15 protein-coding genes are annotated in these 16,088 nt (G+C 40.3%); 6 read left to right on the forward strand and 9 right to left on the reverse strand.

Going from position 1 to position 16,088, the window contains the following annotated elements; genetic code table 11:
• Position 1: 1 nt before the first annotated feature.
• Positions 2–907 carry a LysR family transcriptional regulator gene (locus tag FFU37_RS17410; RefSeq protein ID WP_138490113.1) on the reverse strand — a complete coding sequence of 302 codons (906 nt, stop codon included), beginning with the start codon at positions 905–907 and terminating at the stop codon, positions 2–4.
• Between the two features lie 106 nt (positions 908–1,013).
• On the opposite strand from FFU37_RS17410, the gene FFU37_RS17415 reads away from it, so the two are divergent.
• Both FFU37_RS17415 and FFU37_RS17420 read left to right on the forward strand, forming a co-directional pair.
• The gene (locus tag FFU37_RS17415) at positions 1,014–1,790 is read left to right on the forward strand and encodes a DODA-type extradiol aromatic ring-opening family dioxygenase (protein ID WP_138490114.1); all 777 of its coding nucleotides are present in this window, start codon (positions 1,014–1,016) and stop codon (positions 1,788–1,790) included.
• A gap of 80 nt (positions 1,791–1,870) precedes the next feature.
• Positions 1,871–2,548, forward strand: coding sequence for a haloacid dehalogenase type II (locus FFU37_RS17420; protein ID WP_138490115.1), 678 nt, complete (start codon positions 1,871–1,873; stop codon positions 2,546–2,548).
• 61 nt (positions 2,549–2,609) lie between these two features.
• Here FFU37_RS17420 and FFU37_RS17425 read toward each other — a convergent pair whose 3' ends face one another.
• Complete coding sequence (locus FFU37_RS17425; protein ID WP_138490116.1) at positions 2,610–3,485, reverse strand: LysR family transcriptional regulator; 876 nt, start codon at positions 3,483–3,485, stop codon at positions 2,610–2,612.
• Between the two features lie 114 nt (positions 3,486–3,599).
• Between FFU37_RS17425 and FFU37_RS17430 the strand changes: the two genes are divergently transcribed.
• Positions 3,600–4,100 carry a lactoylglutathione lyase family protein gene (locus FFU37_RS17430; RefSeq protein WP_002959229.1) on the forward strand — a complete coding sequence of 167 codons (501 nt, stop codon included), beginning with the start codon at positions 3,600–3,602 and terminating at the stop codon, positions 4,098–4,100.
• A gap of 226 nt (positions 4,101–4,326) precedes the next feature.
• Here the strand turns inward: FFU37_RS17430 and FFU37_RS17435 are convergent, their stop codons facing one another.
• Both FFU37_RS17435 and FFU37_RS17440 read right to left on the reverse strand, forming a co-directional pair.
• Complete coding sequence (locus FFU37_RS17435; RefSeq protein ID WP_033020786.1) at positions 4,327–4,707, reverse strand: hypothetical protein; 381 nt, start codon at positions 4,705–4,707, stop codon at positions 4,327–4,329.
• Positions 4,708–4,829: 122 nt separating this feature from the next.
• The gene (locus FFU37_RS17440; RefSeq protein ID WP_131632820.1) at positions 4,830–5,153 is read right to left on the reverse strand and encodes a hypothetical protein; all 324 of its coding nucleotides are present in this window, start codon (positions 5,151–5,153) and stop codon (positions 4,830–4,832) included.
• Between the two features lie 278 nt (positions 5,154–5,431).
• Here FFU37_RS17440 and FFU37_RS17445 point away from each other — a divergent pair, with 278 nt between their 5' ends.
• Positions 5,432–6,373, forward strand: a complete 942-nt coding sequence (locus tag FFU37_RS17445) for a ChaN family lipoprotein (protein WP_138490117.1) — start codon at positions 5,432–5,434, stop codon at positions 6,371–6,373.
• A gap of 66 nt (positions 6,374–6,439) precedes the next feature.
• Here the strand turns inward: FFU37_RS17445 and FFU37_RS17450 are convergent, their stop codons facing one another.
• Genes FFU37_RS17450 through FFU37_RS17465 form a run of 4 tightly spaced genes read right to left on the reverse strand, consistent with a single transcriptional unit; the run spans position 6,440 to position 9,799 of the window.
• Complete coding sequence (locus FFU37_RS17450; protein WP_138490118.1) at positions 6,440–7,159, reverse strand: HugZ family pyridoxamine 5'-phosphate oxidase; 720 nt, start codon at positions 7,157–7,159, stop codon at positions 6,440–6,442.
• Positions 7,156–7,944 carry a heme ABC transporter ATP-binding protein gene (locus FFU37_RS17455; protein ID WP_138490119.1) on the reverse strand — a complete coding sequence of 263 codons (789 nt, stop codon included), beginning with the start codon at positions 7,942–7,944 and terminating at the stop codon, positions 7,156–7,158. The genes FFU37_RS17450 and FFU37_RS17455 overlap by 4 nt, the downstream gene beginning before the upstream one ends.
• The gene (locus tag FFU37_RS17460; protein ID WP_138490120.1) at positions 7,941–8,993 is read right to left on the reverse strand and encodes a FecCD family ABC transporter permease; all 1,053 of its coding nucleotides are present in this window, start codon (positions 8,991–8,993) and stop codon (positions 7,941–7,943) included. The genes FFU37_RS17455 and FFU37_RS17460 overlap by 4 nt, the downstream gene beginning before the upstream one ends.
• Positions 8,990–9,799, reverse strand: a complete 810-nt coding sequence (locus FFU37_RS17465; RefSeq protein WP_024596036.1) for a heme/hemin ABC transporter substrate-binding protein — start codon at positions 9,797–9,799, stop codon at positions 8,990–8,992. Before FFU37_RS17465 ends, FFU37_RS17460 begins: the two co-directional genes overlap by 4 nt.
• A gap of 139 nt (positions 9,800–9,938) precedes the next feature.
• On the opposite strand from FFU37_RS17465, the gene FFU37_RS17470 reads away from it, so the two are divergent.
• Positions 9,939–12,020, forward strand: a complete 2,082-nt coding sequence (locus FFU37_RS17470; RefSeq protein ID WP_138490121.1) for a TonB-dependent hemoglobin/transferrin/lactoferrin family receptor — start codon at positions 9,939–9,941, stop codon at positions 12,018–12,020.
• Positions 12,021–12,381: 361 nt separating this feature from the next.
• Here the strand turns inward: FFU37_RS17470 and FFU37_RS17480 are convergent, their stop codons facing one another.
• Entirely contained in the window at positions 12,382–13,950 is a 1,569-nt protein-coding gene (locus tag FFU37_RS17480; RefSeq protein WP_441295153.1) for a sensor domain-containing diguanylate cyclase, read from the reverse strand.
• A 325-nt stretch (positions 13,951–14,275) separates the two neighbouring features.
• On the opposite strand from FFU37_RS17480, the gene FFU37_RS17485 reads away from it, so the two are divergent.
• Entirely contained in the window at positions 14,276–16,087 is a 1,812-nt protein-coding gene (locus tag FFU37_RS17485) for a glycoside hydrolase family 3 protein (protein WP_138490122.1), read from the forward strand.
• Position 16,088: the final 1 nt, after the last annotated feature.

Below are 16,088 nucleotides of genomic sequence, written 5' to 3' on the forward strand. Positions count from 1 at the left end.
ATCACTCTCCTAAATCCCAGTAAGGTGTATCGCCATAATAGCCACTTGCAAAATCAACAAACGCACGTACTTTACTGGGTAAAAACTGTCTGTTTGCATACACCATGTAAAGCCCCATTGGCTCGGGTTCATGGTCTTTTAAAATGCGCACTACTTTACCTTGAGCCAGTGCTTCCCCTGCTATAAATGTTGGCTGCATAGCAATACCACCACCCGCAATGGCTGTATTTAGTAGCAAATCACCATTGTTAGCCACAAAGTTACTTTCAAGCTTTAGCTCGCTTTTTAGCTCATTAACCCCAAATAATCGCTTTGTGGGTTCGCTGTGGGAATAACGTAAATAATTATGTGACTGTAAATCTAGCAGTGTTTGTGGCGTGCCATGGCGTTCTAAATAGTCGGGTGATGCAAAAACCGCTAGGTGTATAGGTGCAATTTTTTTAGCTATCAACGTTGAGTTTTTTAATACGCCAATGCGTAGAGCAATATCAATACCCTGCTCTACTATATCTACATATTGGTCGGTGAGCCGTAAATCTAACTTTAAATTTGGATACTGCTTTTGAAAATCAACCAACAAACATGCTAAATGTTTAGTACCAAACGACATAGGCGCACTAATACTAAGCACACCCGATACATTTTCGCTTAAGTTATTTAGTGAGTTTTCCATGTCTTCAATATCAATAATCACCTGCTGACAACGCTGATAATATTGATTTCCAGCTTCTGTAACACTTACTTTTCGCGTTGTACGGTGTAATAAACGCGTGCGTAGATTATCTTCCAGCGCAGAAATATATTTGCTGACTAACTGCGGCGAAATATCGAGTTTATCGGCCGCTTTTGAAAACGATCCTTCTTGCACAACGGCTAAAAAGGTCTTCATGGTGGTGAGTTTATCCATTTTTAACAATATTTTATTGATAATGTATAAATAAATACCATATTTATCGTCAAAATAAAAACTAATATAGTGCTTAATAACACATCTATTTGTTTAAGGTTTTAGCATGACTCAGCCCGCTTTATTTATATCTCACGGTTCGCCAATGATGGCTGTTCAGCAATCGGCTACGTCAGATTTTCTTGCATCATTAGGTCAAACGCTTAGTAAACCACGTGCTATTGTGGTTTTTTCTGCCCACTTTGATAAAGCGCACGATATAGTTATTACATCAGGAGATGCGCCGCCTACTATTCACGACTTTTATAACTTCCCCAAGCCCCTGTATGAAATTCAATACCCAGCACCAGGAGACCCTAAGCTTGCTAATACTATTAGTGAGTACTTTTACAAAGCGGGTATTAAAACGGTGCAAAATGCAGATCAAGGGTGGGATCATGGTGTGTGGATCCCGCTGCGGTTAATGTACCCAGTAGCTAATATTCCCATTGTTCAGGTGTCTATTAACACGCGTTTAGGTGCTCAGGCTATGTATAAATACGGGCAGTTACTTGCACCACTGCGCAGCGATAACGTATTAATTATTGGCTCCGGCGGGATTAGTCATAATCTACGTGAAATATTTAAAAACCCTTCTACACCTAATCGTGTTCAAATGGTTGATGAGTTTACCCATTGGGTTGAGCAAAAATTAATAGCGCAAAACGCCCAAGCGTTACTTAACTATTTAAATGAAGCACCCAATGCTTTATTTAACCACCCTACTGCAGAGCACTTTTTACCTCTTTTTGCAGCGCTTGGAAGTAGTGACGGTAAAGCCAAAAAAATACATGAAGATATAGAAATGGATATTTTAGCGCTTGATGCATACAAGTTTTATTAATTTGAGCGTTCGTTCAAAGTAAGTTAAGCTGTAAGCAAGTACTCTAAAACCAACTTAATTTATTTTATTGCGGAGCAAACATGGCAACTACACTTGCATTTGACGTATACGGTACGCTAATAAACACTCACGGCGTACTGTCCTTACTCGACGACATGATTGGCGATAACGCCCAAGCATTTTCAAATACATGGCGTGAAAAGCAATTAGAGTATTCATTTAGACGTGGATTAATGCAAAATTATATTCCTTTCTCGCTATGTACAAAACACGCACTCGATTACGCCTGCTTAGCGCACAAAACCAAGCTAAGTGAAGATCAAAAGGGGCAACTGCTAGAGCTATATAAAACGCTTCCTGCGTTCGATGATGTAAAAGCAGGCCTTGAGCAATTAAAAGCGAAGGATTACCGTTTGTTTGCATTTTCAAACGGCGCTGCCGACGCAGTTCATACCTTATTAGAAACTGCTGGCATTAGTGAGCTTTTTGAAGGGGTAGTAAGTGCCGACGACGTTAAAACCTTTAAACCAAACCCAGGGGTTTATAGCCACTTTTTACGCGAAACCAATTCAACAGGCGCAAACACGTGGCTTGTATCAAGTAACCCGTTTGATGTAACCGGTGCTATATCGCACGGTATGCGCGCGGCGTGGATTCAACGATCTAAAGAATCTATTTTCGATCCGTGGGAAATACAGCCAAATACTATTGCAACCGACTTACTCGATTTAAAAGCAAAATTAGAAAGCGTTAACTAATTTTCTGTTCCCCCTTTTGCCTATGGTATTAAGTGCCGTGGGTGTAAAGGGGGTTTACGTTTTAACTATTTACTCCCGCCTTTATTAGCTCAATCACTGTATTCATACGTTTTGCCAACGGCCTATTTCGGTGATGGCACACATAAATAGATTCACTAACCGGACATTCTAAATGATGCGTTTTAATAAGCGCGGGCTTATTGAATGCGCCAACAGCATGAGCAGGTAATACCGTAAAGCCCAACCCTAAACTTACTGGTTCTAGTATTAAACTAATTTGGTTAGAAAATCCCGTACGTCTTATTTGGTCAATATGCTCAAACTCACTGTAGTTTTCGCTTAGTAGTAGCTGCGCATGATGGTTTGCATCAGGATGAGCAATAAACCCTAGTTCACACAGGGTTTGCCAATTAGGCATGTTTATACCTGCCGGCGTTACAAGTAGTAGTGGTTCTTGGCTTATTTTATGGCTGGTTAGTTCGCTAAATGTTGGAGCTTGAGTTAAAAACCCGATGTCGGCACTGTGATTTGCTACAGCTTGTTCAACACTTACATTGGGCGCAAAGCGGTAATCAATAACTAGTTCTTTATGCTCAGATTGCAGTGCTAATAATTGATTATAAAATTTTAAACCACAACTGCCCGGAGATTGAATCTTTACCGCTCCGCTGTACGGCGAATCATCTTTTAATTGTTGTTCTAAAAACTGCCAATCTTTAAGAAGTAGGCTGCCCTGCTGATATAAGTTTTGGCCCTGAGGAGTAAGAGAAAACTGCTTACCATGGCGCTCAAGTAAAGCGCAGTTAACTTGTTGCTCTAGCTTTTTAATGTGCTGACTTACGCCAGATTGGGTCATAAAAAGGCGTTCGGCGGTTTGAGTAAAATGATTTACCTCAACCAACGTGCAAAACGTGTTTAACCATGTAGGGTTTATCATTACAAAACGTACTCAAAATGATGATTAATGATAATTTTACTTAATAGCTGCTGATTCGTAAACTAACTCCATCAACTAGTCACAAGATAAGTCACAAGTTAAAGAGGAAGCATTATGAGTCATACATATCCACGTAGTTTTTCGCACATTGGTATTTCGGTTCCGGACGTTGAAAAAGCAGTTGAGTTTTACACTAAGGTGATGGGCTGGTACACCATAATGGAACCCACTTTAATTACCGAAGACAAAAGCCCAATTGGCGAAATGTGCACAGAAGTATTTGGCGAAAAGTGGGAAAAATTTAAAATTGCGCACCTATCTACAGGGGATCGTATTGGCGTCGAAATTTTCGAATTTAAAAACCAAGAAAACCCAAAAGACAATTTTGAATATTGGAAAACAGGCATCTTCCATTTTTGTGTTCAAGACCCTGATGTAGAAGGTTTAGCCGAGCGTATTGTAGAAGCAGGTGGTAAAAAACGTATGGAAGCCCCTCGTTATTACTACCCCGGCGAAAAGCCATACCGCATGATCTACATGGAAGACCCGTTTGGTAACATCCTTGAGATTTACAGCCACAGCTACGAGCTTATTTACAGCGCAGGCGCTTACTAAATAGCACTTAGCTAAAAACAAAGACCGCAGTATTTATTACTGCGGCCTTTTTGTTTCAGTTATAGAGTTTTTAAATACACTTCACCGTCTTCTTATTCTCTATAACTTGTTTTTGCTTAGCTTGTGCAGCATGTTTTGCCCTGAGTTGAAAATATTATCAACCTCCAGAAAAACACTACCAATCGAACTGTGTCCTAGTGAATTTATGAACGACATAATGTATTTGTCAGGAACTTTTGCTCTTATCCACAAACAGGCTACATGTCAGTACCGCTGAGATTAAAAAACAAAACATTACGCTTAATGTAAATAATATAAAGTTTTCATTTTTTGATATAGCTGCTCCTTTAAGGAGTATTTCACCCCTATTAAGTGCATCTACTCCTACATAGATCATCAACGGAATTACAAAAAATGCATTGCTGAGCTTAATAAGTAAGTCTTTTGATGAAAGACTTACTAATTGAGATGCATTATGCTCTTCCTCGTCTCTATTTAATAGTTCGGCTTTTAATAGCTCAAAGCGTTCAGGGTACAAAGCCCTATCAATAGACGTGATAGCTTCTTGCAATTCAGTAATAGAATATTCTGAATAATTTGGTTCCATCTATTAAACCTTCTCCAGTGCCTAACGCTTACATAAGCGGAAAAATATAGTTGACCAAAATGGTTTTAGGAACAAAAAACAGCCAACTATAATTTTTTCATTTGATATTTACGTTAGGTTTTTTAGTTAACTGCATATAAAACAAGTATATAGCTAATGGGCCAAAGTAAGAATATGGAAGCTACTAGTTTAAAGTGTCCATTTTTATATGAATGTGCTTGTGCTGAAAACCAACTTAATAAAGCTCCAATTACACATAAAATCTTAAGAATGTTACCAAACCAGTGTTCATTAAGGAAACTCATAAAACTGGTGTTTTGACTTGCAAATATAAATAACAAAAGAGCTGAGGTACCAAATAAGAGACAGCTTCTTGATTCTGAAAATTTTAGTAAGAATAGGCTAAAACCATCTTCCATGTTTTCACTAAAAAGTGGATGCTTCATAGAACTCCATTTAACATCTAACAATTTTATAGGCCGCGAATCGAGCATACTTCTGCCGATGTCACGCTCATGCTTCTACTTTATACAGTTTTAACAAATTACCTAAGGCATTGCTATCAAAAGCTATTTAATATTTACAAGCAAAGTTAAGGCATATAAATGCGCGTTTCGCTCATTTCCTTGATTATGTAAGTAAGCAGCAGTTTGGCTGGCTTAATAGGTATTACAAGTATATGATATTGATAATTATTTTTATTAACGGATTTTGAAAGGTGTGTATGAAAAAGTCTATGTTAACTCTGGCGTTAGTTATGGGTTTGAGTGGTTGTAGTACAACAACTGTGCCGCCTGATAAAAGCTCATCGTTATATTACTCAGCACTTTATAATGCACAAGCAAAGCCTGTTAGCTCTGTATTATTAGAGCCCAAGCTATTAAATGCCGATGTGGTTTTAGTGGGTGAATGGCATACGCACCCGGGTGTGCATTTATTTCAGGCGGAGTTATTTGAGCAATTAAGCAGAGTCAATAAACGCACTGCCCTGTCGCTTGAACAATTTAGCCGCGCCGATCAGCCTATTTTAAACCAGTATGTTAAAGGTGAAATTGGTGAGCAATATTTAATTGACAATACCCAAGCGTGGCCTAATTACAAAAGCGATTATCGGGCGCTGGTAGAGCTGGCAAAAACGAACAATAGCGATGTAATCGCTGCAAATGCCCCTAAAAATATAGTCACCTGTATTGGCAGGCAAGGCATAAGTTACCTAAATACACTTGATGAAACACAGCAGAGCTTCATTGCAGCCGCTATTGATACATCCCCCAGTGATTATAAACAACGTTTTATGGCGTCAATGCACCACGGCTCACCGAGTCAAAACGAAAACTATTTTGCAGCACAAGTTACCTGGGATGAAACCATGGCAGAATCTATTGTTAACTATTTAAATAATCATAAAGATGCGCAGGTAATGCATATAGCGGGCAATTTTCATGTGAAAAATGGCGAAGGTATAGCGCGCGTTATTAAGCGTTTAGCGCCAGAGCTAAATGTTGTGTGGATATCGCCGGTAACAAGTGTGCAAGCTAATCAAAATGGATATCAGTTGCAGGTTAACCCTTTGCCTCCTCGTTATGTGCAAAAACAGCATCAACAAGCGGGTTTTAAAGCGTTAGGCAAGCGAAGTGAGCGAGGCGAGCAAACAGCTTGCTTATAAAATAACGACATAGTTAGTGAATCTCTTAACCAGGGCTCAGGTTAACTATGTCGTCATGTATTTAGTTTAGTTATTTCGGGCTTGATTGGTTAGCTCAACCAGCGCTTTACGTACCTCTAACGGACTGTGGCACTGGGTTTTAAAGTTAATAAAGTAGTTACGCTTTTGGCTTTGTATATAAAAGCCAGTGGGTAATAAGCCGCTCATTATTGGGGTGTTATCAGCTACGCCGTAGTGCTGCATTAATATGAGCGACATAGCATCTTGGTGATCTTCATTCATATGGTTAATCATGCTTTGCTGTTGGCTTTCGTCCCAGGCTTTTGCCTCGTTTTGCCACTCGGTTTGTTCAAGCCAAAATATTTTGCCAAACCCGCCAATGTAACGCACTCGCACTACGTCTAATTGCCATAATTGAAAGTCGTGCGCGTTGCGATAGCTAGCGGCTTCGGGGTATAGGGCAATATAGTTATTAAGTAAAGTGTGTGCTTGCTCACTTGGCACAACAGAGCCATCGCCTACAAGCGTTACCCGCCCGTACTCGTTTTGATCGCCGTAGTCGGCGGCATCATATACAGTTAGGCTCATACGAGAGTCGTGCTTTAGATTTTTAGTGTGCTGAGCTATATCGCTAATAAAAAAGTAAACACGGCCTTGTTCGTCGCACATATAGGGGGTTACTGAGCCAAACGGGTAACCGCGTAAATTATTAGAAATGGTCGACATGACACCAGCATTGGTTTTGTAAACCAATGTGCGTGCATCGTTTAACGCTTGCTCTCTCATAAAAACTCCTGACGTTGAGAAAAAACCATTGGTGCATCGTTATAAGGATGAGGGTTTACGTGCAGTTTCATGGCGTACATTTGTTGTAAGTTTTGTTCAGTTAATACGGTGTTTATAGGCCCACTTTGCAGCACTTTTTTGTTGTGCAGTAAAATAGCATCGGTTGCATAAAGGCTGGCCAAGTTTAGATCGTGTATTGCAATAATGGCGCTGTTACCCTGCTCTACAAATGCTTTAACGCAGCTGAGCAAAGCATGTTGATGGCGCATATCAAGTGCTGATGTAGGCTCGTCGAGCAGCATTAGTTTTGGCTCGGCCGATTGTGTAAAGGCGTTTAGTTGCGCCAAAGTGCGCGCCATATGCACACGTTGTTGCTCTCCGCCCGAAAGCGCACTTACGCGGCGAGTTAAATAATGGCTTAAATCCATAATAGCGGCGTATTTATTTACTTTTTCGCTTTGCATTTTTAATGACTCTACATACGGGTAGCGGCCCATTGCAATAAGCTCAAATACAGTAAAATCAAACCCTACGTGGTTTGCTTGCATCATCACTGCGCGCTGTGTGGCTAGGCGTTTTTTAGCGTGATAGGCCAGCGGCTTAGCATTAAAAAGTACACTGCCTGTAAAGGAGTGCATACCTGCTAAGGTATGCAGCAAGGTAGATTTACCTGCGCCATTTTCACCAAGTAGTGCTACAAGTTGCCCTTGTTTAGCGCTGCCATTAATAGCGTTTAAAACGCAGTGATTATCAAAGCCAACAGTTAAGTTATTAAACGTGATCATGACCAACCTCGCTTATTTTTAACGATTAAATAAATAAACAGTGGCGCACCTAAAAGCGCAGTAATAATGCCAATGGGTAGCTCTGATGGCATGATCACAATGCGTGCTAGCCAGTCAGAAAGTAGCAATACCACTACGCCAATTAACATACAAAGCGGCAGCATATTACGTAAATGCGGCCCCACCATTAAGCGGGCAATATGCGGGACTACTAAACCAACAAACCCTATTAAACCAGTAAGCGCCACAACCGCCCCAACACCCAATGCAACAAGTATAATTACATATAATTTAAGTTTATTAGTGTCTACTCCTAGGTACTGAGCTTGTGACTCGCCAATAAGGAGTAAGTTCATGGGATTTTTTAATCGCCATAGCCCAACTAGGCTAATAAGTAGTAATGGCAAAGCTTGAATTATCGTACTCCAGCTTGCTCCGCCTAATGAGCCCATGGTCCAGTAATTTATTAATCGTAATGCACTGTCATCGGCAAAAAAGCTCAGTAGCCCAATAACCGCAAATGCTAATGCGTTAATAGCAACCCCGACTAATATAAGTGTGGTGATATTAATTTGCCCTTGTTGCTTGGCAATAAAATATACCAGCGAGGTAACACCAAGCGCCCCTAAAAACGACGCATAAGGTAAATACAACTGCGCGTTAAAATTAAACTGCGCGCTAAGTGCTATAAACGCCACAGCAACCATAGCCGCACCCGCACTAATGCCAATAATAGATGGGTCGGCCAATGGGTTGCGGCACAGTGCTTGCGTTGAAGCGCCTGTTTGAGCAAGCACCAACCCTACAAGCACTGCAAGGACAAAGCGTGGCAAACGTATTTGCATTACGACATTTATTTGCAGCGCATCAAACTGATTAAAGCGCTCGGGCGCAAGCCAAGCAATGGCTAAACGCCAATTCCACCCTGCTGGCCCATACCCTATGCTAAGTAGCGCCAAAGCAAAAATACACACAGAGGCTAATAGCATCCATTTATGGGTTTGGCTAAGTGTTACAGGCTTAAAACGGCTCAATGTTAGGGTGTTCATAAGTGGGCTTTGTACTCGTTAAGCTCATTAATTGCTGTGGCAATACGTGGCGACATGCCAAGCGAAAGTAGGCTATCCATTACAAGTAAGTTACAGGTTTGCGCCGCTTTTAATAAACGTAGTGTAGGCTGCTCACAAAAAGCCTGCTTACCGCCAAGGCTGTGTACAACATGGGCTGGGGCTACTAAAAAGTCGGGCTGATTTATAGCAAGTACTTCGGTGTTAATTGCTTTAAAGCCTGAATGCGTAGCGCCTATATTGGTAATGCCTGCATAGCTAAATAATAAATTAGGGACGGTTTCTTGCCCGGCTGCAATAAGCCCGCGCTCATTAGCTGAGAGTAAAAATAGCGCGCTGTGTGTTTGCGCTTTTGCTTTTTCAGGTAACGATTTTGTAATGTGTGTAATAAGTGTTTGTGCTTTTTGCTTGGCGTTTAAGTCGGTACCAAGGCGTTTTATAAGCTCAAGTAGCTCGTTAACTGAGGTCGGCTTTTTATAATGAATTAGCTTAACCCCTGTTGCCTCAATTTGCTTAAGTGCTTGGCTTCGCCCTGCGCCTTCAAGCGCTAACAAGGTGGTTGGACGCATTGAAAGTACGCCTTCTGCAGCTAAATCGCGATAATAGCCCACTTGCGGTAATTGCGTGGCTTGGTGCGGGTACATGCTCGATTGATCAACAGCTACAAGGGTATTTTGTTTGCCTAGCGCATAAATTATTTCAGTAAGGGTGCCGCCAGCGCTAATAACGCGCTCTTGTGCAAGTGCAGATTGGGCCATTAAAGCAAACAATATAAATAGGTATTTCATTACACACTCCGGTTTTATTTTTTGGCTATTATAACCAGTTAAATCTAAATGAAAATGATTATCATAATTAATTGATCTTAATTTGACTTAGTTGTAACATCTCCGCCATAAATAATAACTATTATCATTTGGAGTTAAAATGAATCCCTCTGCGTTTAGATTTACTGCTATAGCAACCTTACTACTCGGCTCGGGCACTGCCATTGCCGAAAACATAATTGACGATCATATTGTTGTAAGTGGCTCGCGCTTTGAGCAAAAGCTTAAAGATGTAACAGGCTCAGTCACTGTTATTACCGAGCAAGACATAGAGCGTCAGCTAGCTGTAGATTTACAAACCATGTTTAAGTACGACCCAAGCATTGCAACGACAGGCAGTGGCGCAGGCGCGCAAACACTTACAGTACGTGGTGTTGGTGGTAACCGGGTTGTATTTATAAAAGATGGCCGACGCACCAACGATGGTTATGCAGGTGGAGGGGGCTATTTAGTTGGCCGTAATTATTTTGACGTAGCAGGTGTAAAACAAGTAGAAGTAGCCAAAGGTGCTGCATCGTCATTATATGGCTCTGACGCACTCGGTGGCATTGTGGTTATAACCACTAAAGATCCTAGTGATTATTTAAAAAATAACAGCAGCTTTGTAAAAATGGCGCTTGGGTATCAAGGTCAAAGTAATCAAGTTGCCGCCGATGTTACTGCTGCAAAAGACTTAGGCGACTTTGCAGTAAGCGCCGTGTATAGCCACCGCGATAGCGAAGAAGTACAAAACTATGACGAAAACTTACCCGGTTATGATGCTAAGTCGGACGCTTTATTAGTTAAATTTGAGCAACAGCTTGATGAAAAACGCACAGTTAAATACACCCTTGATTACTTTAACCAAACAACTGAGCAAGTAATAACCCCCGCGGTTCAAGAAACCGAAGAAGATGACACGAGTTGGTCACTGGCGCTAGATTACCATTCAGAAGTAACTACAGCTGCGTTTGATAAATGGTACGGGCAAGTGTCTTATAGTAGTTACGAGCAACAAAGCGATCAAATTAGTGGCGCAAGCACCTACACCGATTATAACGACTATCGTTTTGAGCAAAATATTTTAGGTTTAAAAGCGGTATTTAATAAAGGGTTTAACGCAGAGAGTGCCGATCATGAAGTGGTATACGGGATTGATATAGACTTATACGACACCACCCGCCCACGTTTTAAAACCCGTATTTTAGCCGATGGCACTGTTGATTTTACAGACCAAAAACAAAAAGCATTCCCGGGGGCTGATACCTCTTTAATTGGCGCTTATGTACAAGACAGTATTTCGTTTAATAATAGCGCGTGGTCGGTTATTGCGGGTGTGCGATACGATTACTACACCCTAGAGGCTAAAAATGATGAGCTGTACGCTGACGCGCAGCTTGGTGATATTACCGAATCTGCTTTTTCCCCTAAGCTAGGTGCTATATACCAAGTGGATGATAACTTGTCGTTGTACGGGCAATACGTACGAGGCTTTAAAATACCACCACACGACCAAGCCTATCAAAGCCACGGCGTTGAACCGTTTTATCAAATATTACCAAACGCCGATTTAGACCCTGAAAGCAGTGATTCGTTTGAGCTTGGGCTAAGATACGCCAGCAGCGATATTAGCGTAAATTTAAGCGCTTTTTATGCAGCATACGATGACTTTATAGAAACCGCCGTAGTGGGTGTTGAGCCAACGTACATTCCTGGCGTAAACAAAACGCTGTATCAGTACCAAAACATTAGCGAAACACAAATAAGCGGTGTTGAAGCAGGAATTGCCATGTATGTAGCTGAAAATATACTACTAGAGGCAAACGTGGCTTACGTTGATGGTGAAAATAAAGAAACCGATCAGCCACTTACCAGCATTAGCCCGTTAAATGGCTCAGTATTGTTAAGTACAGAACAGGGTAATATTAACTGGACCGCCGCGTTGCGTTTGGCTAAATCGCAATCGGATGTAGTACTTGATACAAACGGTAATAAAACTACGCAAGGACATGGCTACGGCGTTGTTGATTTATACGCAAACTACGAATGGCAAGCATGGCAGCTAAATGTAGGTGTACTTAACTTGCTCGATAAAGAATATGTGCCTTTTGAGCTAATTGCAGGGCAATCGCAAAGTGCTGATTTTAGCCAATACACCCAACCTGGGCGTAACTTTTCAGCCAAAATAAGCTATGTGTTTTAATTAGCTTCTAGAAAATTAAATAGCAACAAACGCTGCATGAAGCTGCAGCGTTTGTTGAGTTTATTTTTAAGATGACACCCAACTTAATTTTTTATTTATTGATTCCTAGATTCTAATTGGAAGTGCATTAATAGAGGTTGTACAAAGTGGCTAGACGTTGGCATATTTACCAAACTTTGTGATTGATGATTTAGGGCTTAAAAAATTTACTGTAAAGGGGGTTAACAGTCACTACAGCGAAGAGGTAGTAATGATTTACAAACCATCAAAAGCTGATGGCTGGCTTAATAAACTCATGCACTCTTTGTAAAGGATTTATCAATTTAAGTTCAATGCAAAATATTACTTAGCTAAGCTATGCTTAGCTAATATCAGCAACAATGCACTGATTACGGCCATGTTCTTTTGCATGGTAAAGTGCTTTGTCAGCACATTTGTAAACTTGGTCTATGTCGTTACTGTGCTCAGGCCAAGTTGCAATCCCAATTGAAATTGTTATAAAGCCGATAGTTTCCATATTTGTAGACTCAACAGTTTTACGTAGTCGCTCTGCTATTTTGAGTGCACTTTGGCTGTTTTCATTAGGCAAGACAAGTACAAATTCTTCACCACCTATACGTGCTACGATATCGTCTTTTCGAGATAATTTTTTGATAATATCAGTAAGCGATTTAAGAGCTTCATCTCCTTTATCATGGCCAAAGGTATCGTTAACTCGCTTAAAGAAATCGATGTCTATCTCTAAAATAGCAAATGGAGTTTGCTTAAACATCAATTGGTTTAATAAACCGTTTAAACTCCTACGGTTATGAGTATCAGTTAGGGGATCTGTTTGCGCATCATGACGAAGCTGACCTATCTGCATTTGCAAAGTATTAACTCCATTGAGCATTGCAATTTTTAGTCTTTGGCTTTCAAAGTACCAAGATTTAACACTTTTTAGCTCTTCAATACTTGTTGGATCGTCAAGTGTATTTGCTTTGTCTGCTAGTTGTTTTAAAGGCCTGGAAATAAAGTGAGCAAAAAAACCGATTAAAAGAAACGTAATAACAGCCATCGGTAATGTACGTTTTATTACTTCAGTTATGAGTAAATCAAGTGACGAAAGCGTTGCGCTTACAGGGCGCTGAGCGACAATTACCCATTTTGCTTTAGGCACAGAGGAAAAGCCTGCTAGCATTTCTATCTCTTGGCTATTTTTAACAATAGAAGTACCGCTTTGGCCTGTAATCATATTATTAGTGATGGAATTATTTGTGACGACTGTCCCTATTAGTGCCTGATCTGGGTGATAGAGAATTCGCCTACTAGCGTCGACCACATAAATATATGTTCCACCCTCATAATAATGCTGCTCTAATAAGCTATTTAAAATATTACGCTCCTTTAGATAAAGGGAGCCACCAATATAACCAAGGTAATCTCCACTTTGATCAAACAAAGGATGAGAAATAAAAACAATAAAGTTCCCAGCAGCCGACATATAAGGCGCGCTGATTAATGGTCTTTTTTCTTGTAGCGCTTGTACAGCGCCAGGTGAGTGGATTGATTCACCAATAAGTTGCGGAAATTTAGGAGAGGTTGCGACAACAACACTATGCTTATTAATTACAACCGAGTTAAAGCTATTCGTTTGTAAGTGTAAGCGGGTCGCTTCTTGGTTTAATAAATCTTCATCATCAACTCTTCGCTCTATTTTTTTAGCTGAATAGGCCAGTTGTTGCATTGCGGATTCTAAAAAATTATCTGTTGCTGATGCCAGTTTATTGGCATAAGCATAGTTACTTTTTAGCGTGTAAGCCGTTAACTGCTCCTTTTGTACGTGGTAGGTAGAATAAAAGCTACTTACTAAAGTACTAATAGAAGCCGTAATCGCTAAAAGCAAAATAAGAAATCGAAGATTTAAGGCCGTTAATAATTTTTTTCGCAAACGTATGCCATCCTAATTACAGGTATTCAGTACCCGAACCTATAATTGTATATAAAGCCCGCAATTATACCCTCTTGAAAATTTATTATCTAACATTAACAAAGCCACAAAAAATACAACTAAATATAACTTTTCGCTAATAGCAAAATTATAAATTTTCTTTAACTTTTACAATATGTTATTGGTTCCTCTGCAAAAAATCCTTCTTTTGCAGTTACCTCAAAAAGTAGTTAAGCTGCTTACACTTATCTACTTTTTAGCTTTGGAGTGTGTTTTGCTAAATAAGTGTATTGTATCGTCTATCGTTTTTTTATCTGGGTGCTTAATGCCATTACAATCCTCGCTTGCTAAACCCGTGCTTTCTCTTGAACAAAAACTTGGGCAAAAGCTAATACTCGACTTTCGTTACTTCTGCCAGCAAGGAGTAAGTAATAAATGCCGAACTCCAATGACCGAGTTACCTAATGAGCTCGCTACCGCTATTGCAAAATACGATATTGGTGGGGTAATTTTATTTTCTGAAAACACTCAATCGATAGAGCAAACAATTGCGCTTAATAGCCAATTGCAAACAGCTGCAAGTAAATCCAGTAGTAAGCTGCCGCTATTTATATCAATAGATCAAGAAGGCGGACGTGTAGCGCGTTTACCACGCGATGTTGCCACCTCATTTACCGGTAATATGTCGATTGGCGCAACCTACAAAAAACACGGTACAAGCTTTGCGACAAAAACAGCAACAGTAATAGCTAAAGAGCTAAATTCGCTCGGTATAAATGTAAACTACGCGCCCACGGTTGATGTAAACATGAACCCCGATAACCCTGTTATTAACGTTCGTTCGTTTGGTGAAAACCCAGCATTAGTGAGTAAATTGGGCGCCGCACAGGCTGCAGGATTTGAAAGCAATGGCGTGATTACCTCGTTAAAGCACTTTCCGGGTCACGGCGATACAAACGTAGATAGCCATACAGGCTTGCCTAAAGTAAACCATGCAAAAGAAGTTATTTACGAGCAAGACCTAGCACCGTTTAAACACATTATCGCCAAGCAAAACCCAGGAATGATAATGACGGCGCATATTCAATACCCAGCGCTTGATAGCACAACGTTTATAAGTGTTAATGGCAAAACTATGGTAAAACCAGCAACAATGTCGCGCGCAATCATTACTGATATTTTACGTGGCGAGCTTAATTACCAAGGAGTTGTAGTAACTGATGCGCTTGATATGGCTGGTATTAGTAACTTCTTCACACCAACTCAAGCGGTAATAAATACATTTGCCGCTGGAGCTGACATTGCCCTAATGCCTATTGGAATTAGAACACCAGATGATTTAAATAAACTCGATGATCTTATTAAAGATCTTGTTGCAGCGGTTAAATCAAACCAACTTGATGAGCAAGAAATAGCACAATCGGCACAGCGTATAATTACACTTAAAAATAAATTTAGATTAAGCACTAATTTTGACCCTATTACCGCGCTCATAAATGCAAAGCAAACAATTGGCAGTGCAGCACATCGCGAAATAGAAGCGCAGCTTGCTGTAGAGGCAATAACGCAGGTTAAAAATAATAACAGTACTTTGCCACTTAATTTAAAAGCAGGAAGTAATGTTCATATTATTATGCCCGACAAGCGTAAATGTATGGCAATGCAGCAAGCGATTGAAGCTATCAGCCAGCAAAAACTTAACTATAGTTGTAGTAGTTTACAAGGGTTCGACCCAGCACTCGCAAAAGCACAAATACACGCTGCTGATGTAGTTATCGCCGGTAATGCAACACCTAATCAAAGTGCGGTCGAAATTGGCGGTATGGATGATTTAAAAGATGATTCAAATTTTGCACTTAATAATGCGGAGCAGCCAAAAGCACTTGAGTCATTATTAAAAGTGGCAAAAGAAGAAAACAAAAGCACTGTATTTATAAGCCTAAGAGCACCTTACGACATTGCTAAATTTGGCGATTATGCAAATGCTGTACTTGCATCGTATGCATATAATATTGATGTAGATAAAAATGACATTGTGTCTGGTCCTGCTTTTACCGCACTTGCAAAAGTGTTACTAGGAGAAGCACCGGCTAACGGTGTATTACCTGTCACAATAAAACCGCAAAAGGCGCACTAAT

Origin of the sequence: Pseudoalteromonas distincta, from assembly GCF_005877035.1 — a bacterium.
GTDB classification, from domain to species: domain Bacteria; phylum Pseudomonadota; class Gammaproteobacteria; order Enterobacterales; family Alteromonadaceae; genus Pseudoalteromonas; species Pseudoalteromonas distincta.

What these genes read in the sequence shown, in the direction of transcription:
- FFU37_RS17430 (WP_002959229.1), top strand. Translation starts at nt 3,600, where the DNA reads ATGAGTCATACATATCCACGTAGTTTTTCGCACATTGGTATTTCGGTT.
- FFU37_RS17420 (WP_138490115.1), top strand. Translation starts at nt 1,871, where the DNA reads ATGGCAACTACACTTGCATTTGACGTATACGGTACGCTAATAAACACT.
- FFU37_RS17460 (WP_138490120.1), bottom strand. Translation starts at nt 8,993, where the DNA reads ATGAACACCCTAACATTGAGCCGTTTTAAGCCTGTAACACTTAGCCAA.
- FFU37_RS17450 (WP_138490118.1), bottom strand. Translation starts at nt 7,159, where the DNA reads ATGAGAGAGCAAGCGTTAAACGATGCACGCACATTGGTTTACAAAACC.
- FFU37_RS17435 (WP_033020786.1), bottom strand. Translation starts at nt 4,707, where the DNA reads ATGGAACCAAATTATTCAGAATATTCTATTACTGAATTGCAAGAAGCT.
- FFU37_RS17410 (WP_138490113.1), bottom strand. Translation starts at nt 907, where the DNA reads ATGGATAAACTCACCACCATGAAGACCTTTTTAGCCGTTGTGCAAGAA.
- FFU37_RS17455 (WP_138490119.1), bottom strand. Translation starts at nt 7,944, where the DNA reads ATGATCACGTTTAATAACTTAACTGTTGGCTTTGATAATCACTGCGTT.
- FFU37_RS17485 (WP_138490122.1), top strand. Translation starts at nt 14,276, where the DNA reads ATGCCATTACAATCCTCGCTTGCTAAACCCGTGCTTTCTCTTGAACAA.
- FFU37_RS17470 (WP_138490121.1), top strand. Translation starts at nt 9,939, where the DNA reads ATGAATCCCTCTGCGTTTAGATTTACTGCTATAGCAACCTTACTACTC.
- FFU37_RS17445 (WP_138490117.1), top strand. Translation starts at nt 5,432, where the DNA reads ATGAAAAAGTCTATGTTAACTCTGGCGTTAGTTATGGGTTTGAGTGGT.
- FFU37_RS17465 (WP_024596036.1), bottom strand. Translation starts at nt 9,799, where the DNA reads ATGAAATACCTATTTATATTGTTTGCTTTAATGGCCCAATCTGCACTT.
- FFU37_RS17425 (WP_138490116.1), bottom strand. Translation starts at nt 3,485, where the DNA reads ATGATAAACCCTACATGGTTAAACACGTTTTGCACGTTGGTTGAGGTA.
- FFU37_RS17440 (WP_131632820.1), bottom strand. Translation starts at nt 5,153, where the DNA reads ATGAAGCATCCACTTTTTAGTGAAAACATGGAAGATGGTTTTAGCCTA.
- FFU37_RS17415 (WP_138490114.1), top strand. Translation starts at nt 1,014, where the DNA reads ATGACTCAGCCCGCTTTATTTATATCTCACGGTTCGCCAATGATGGCT.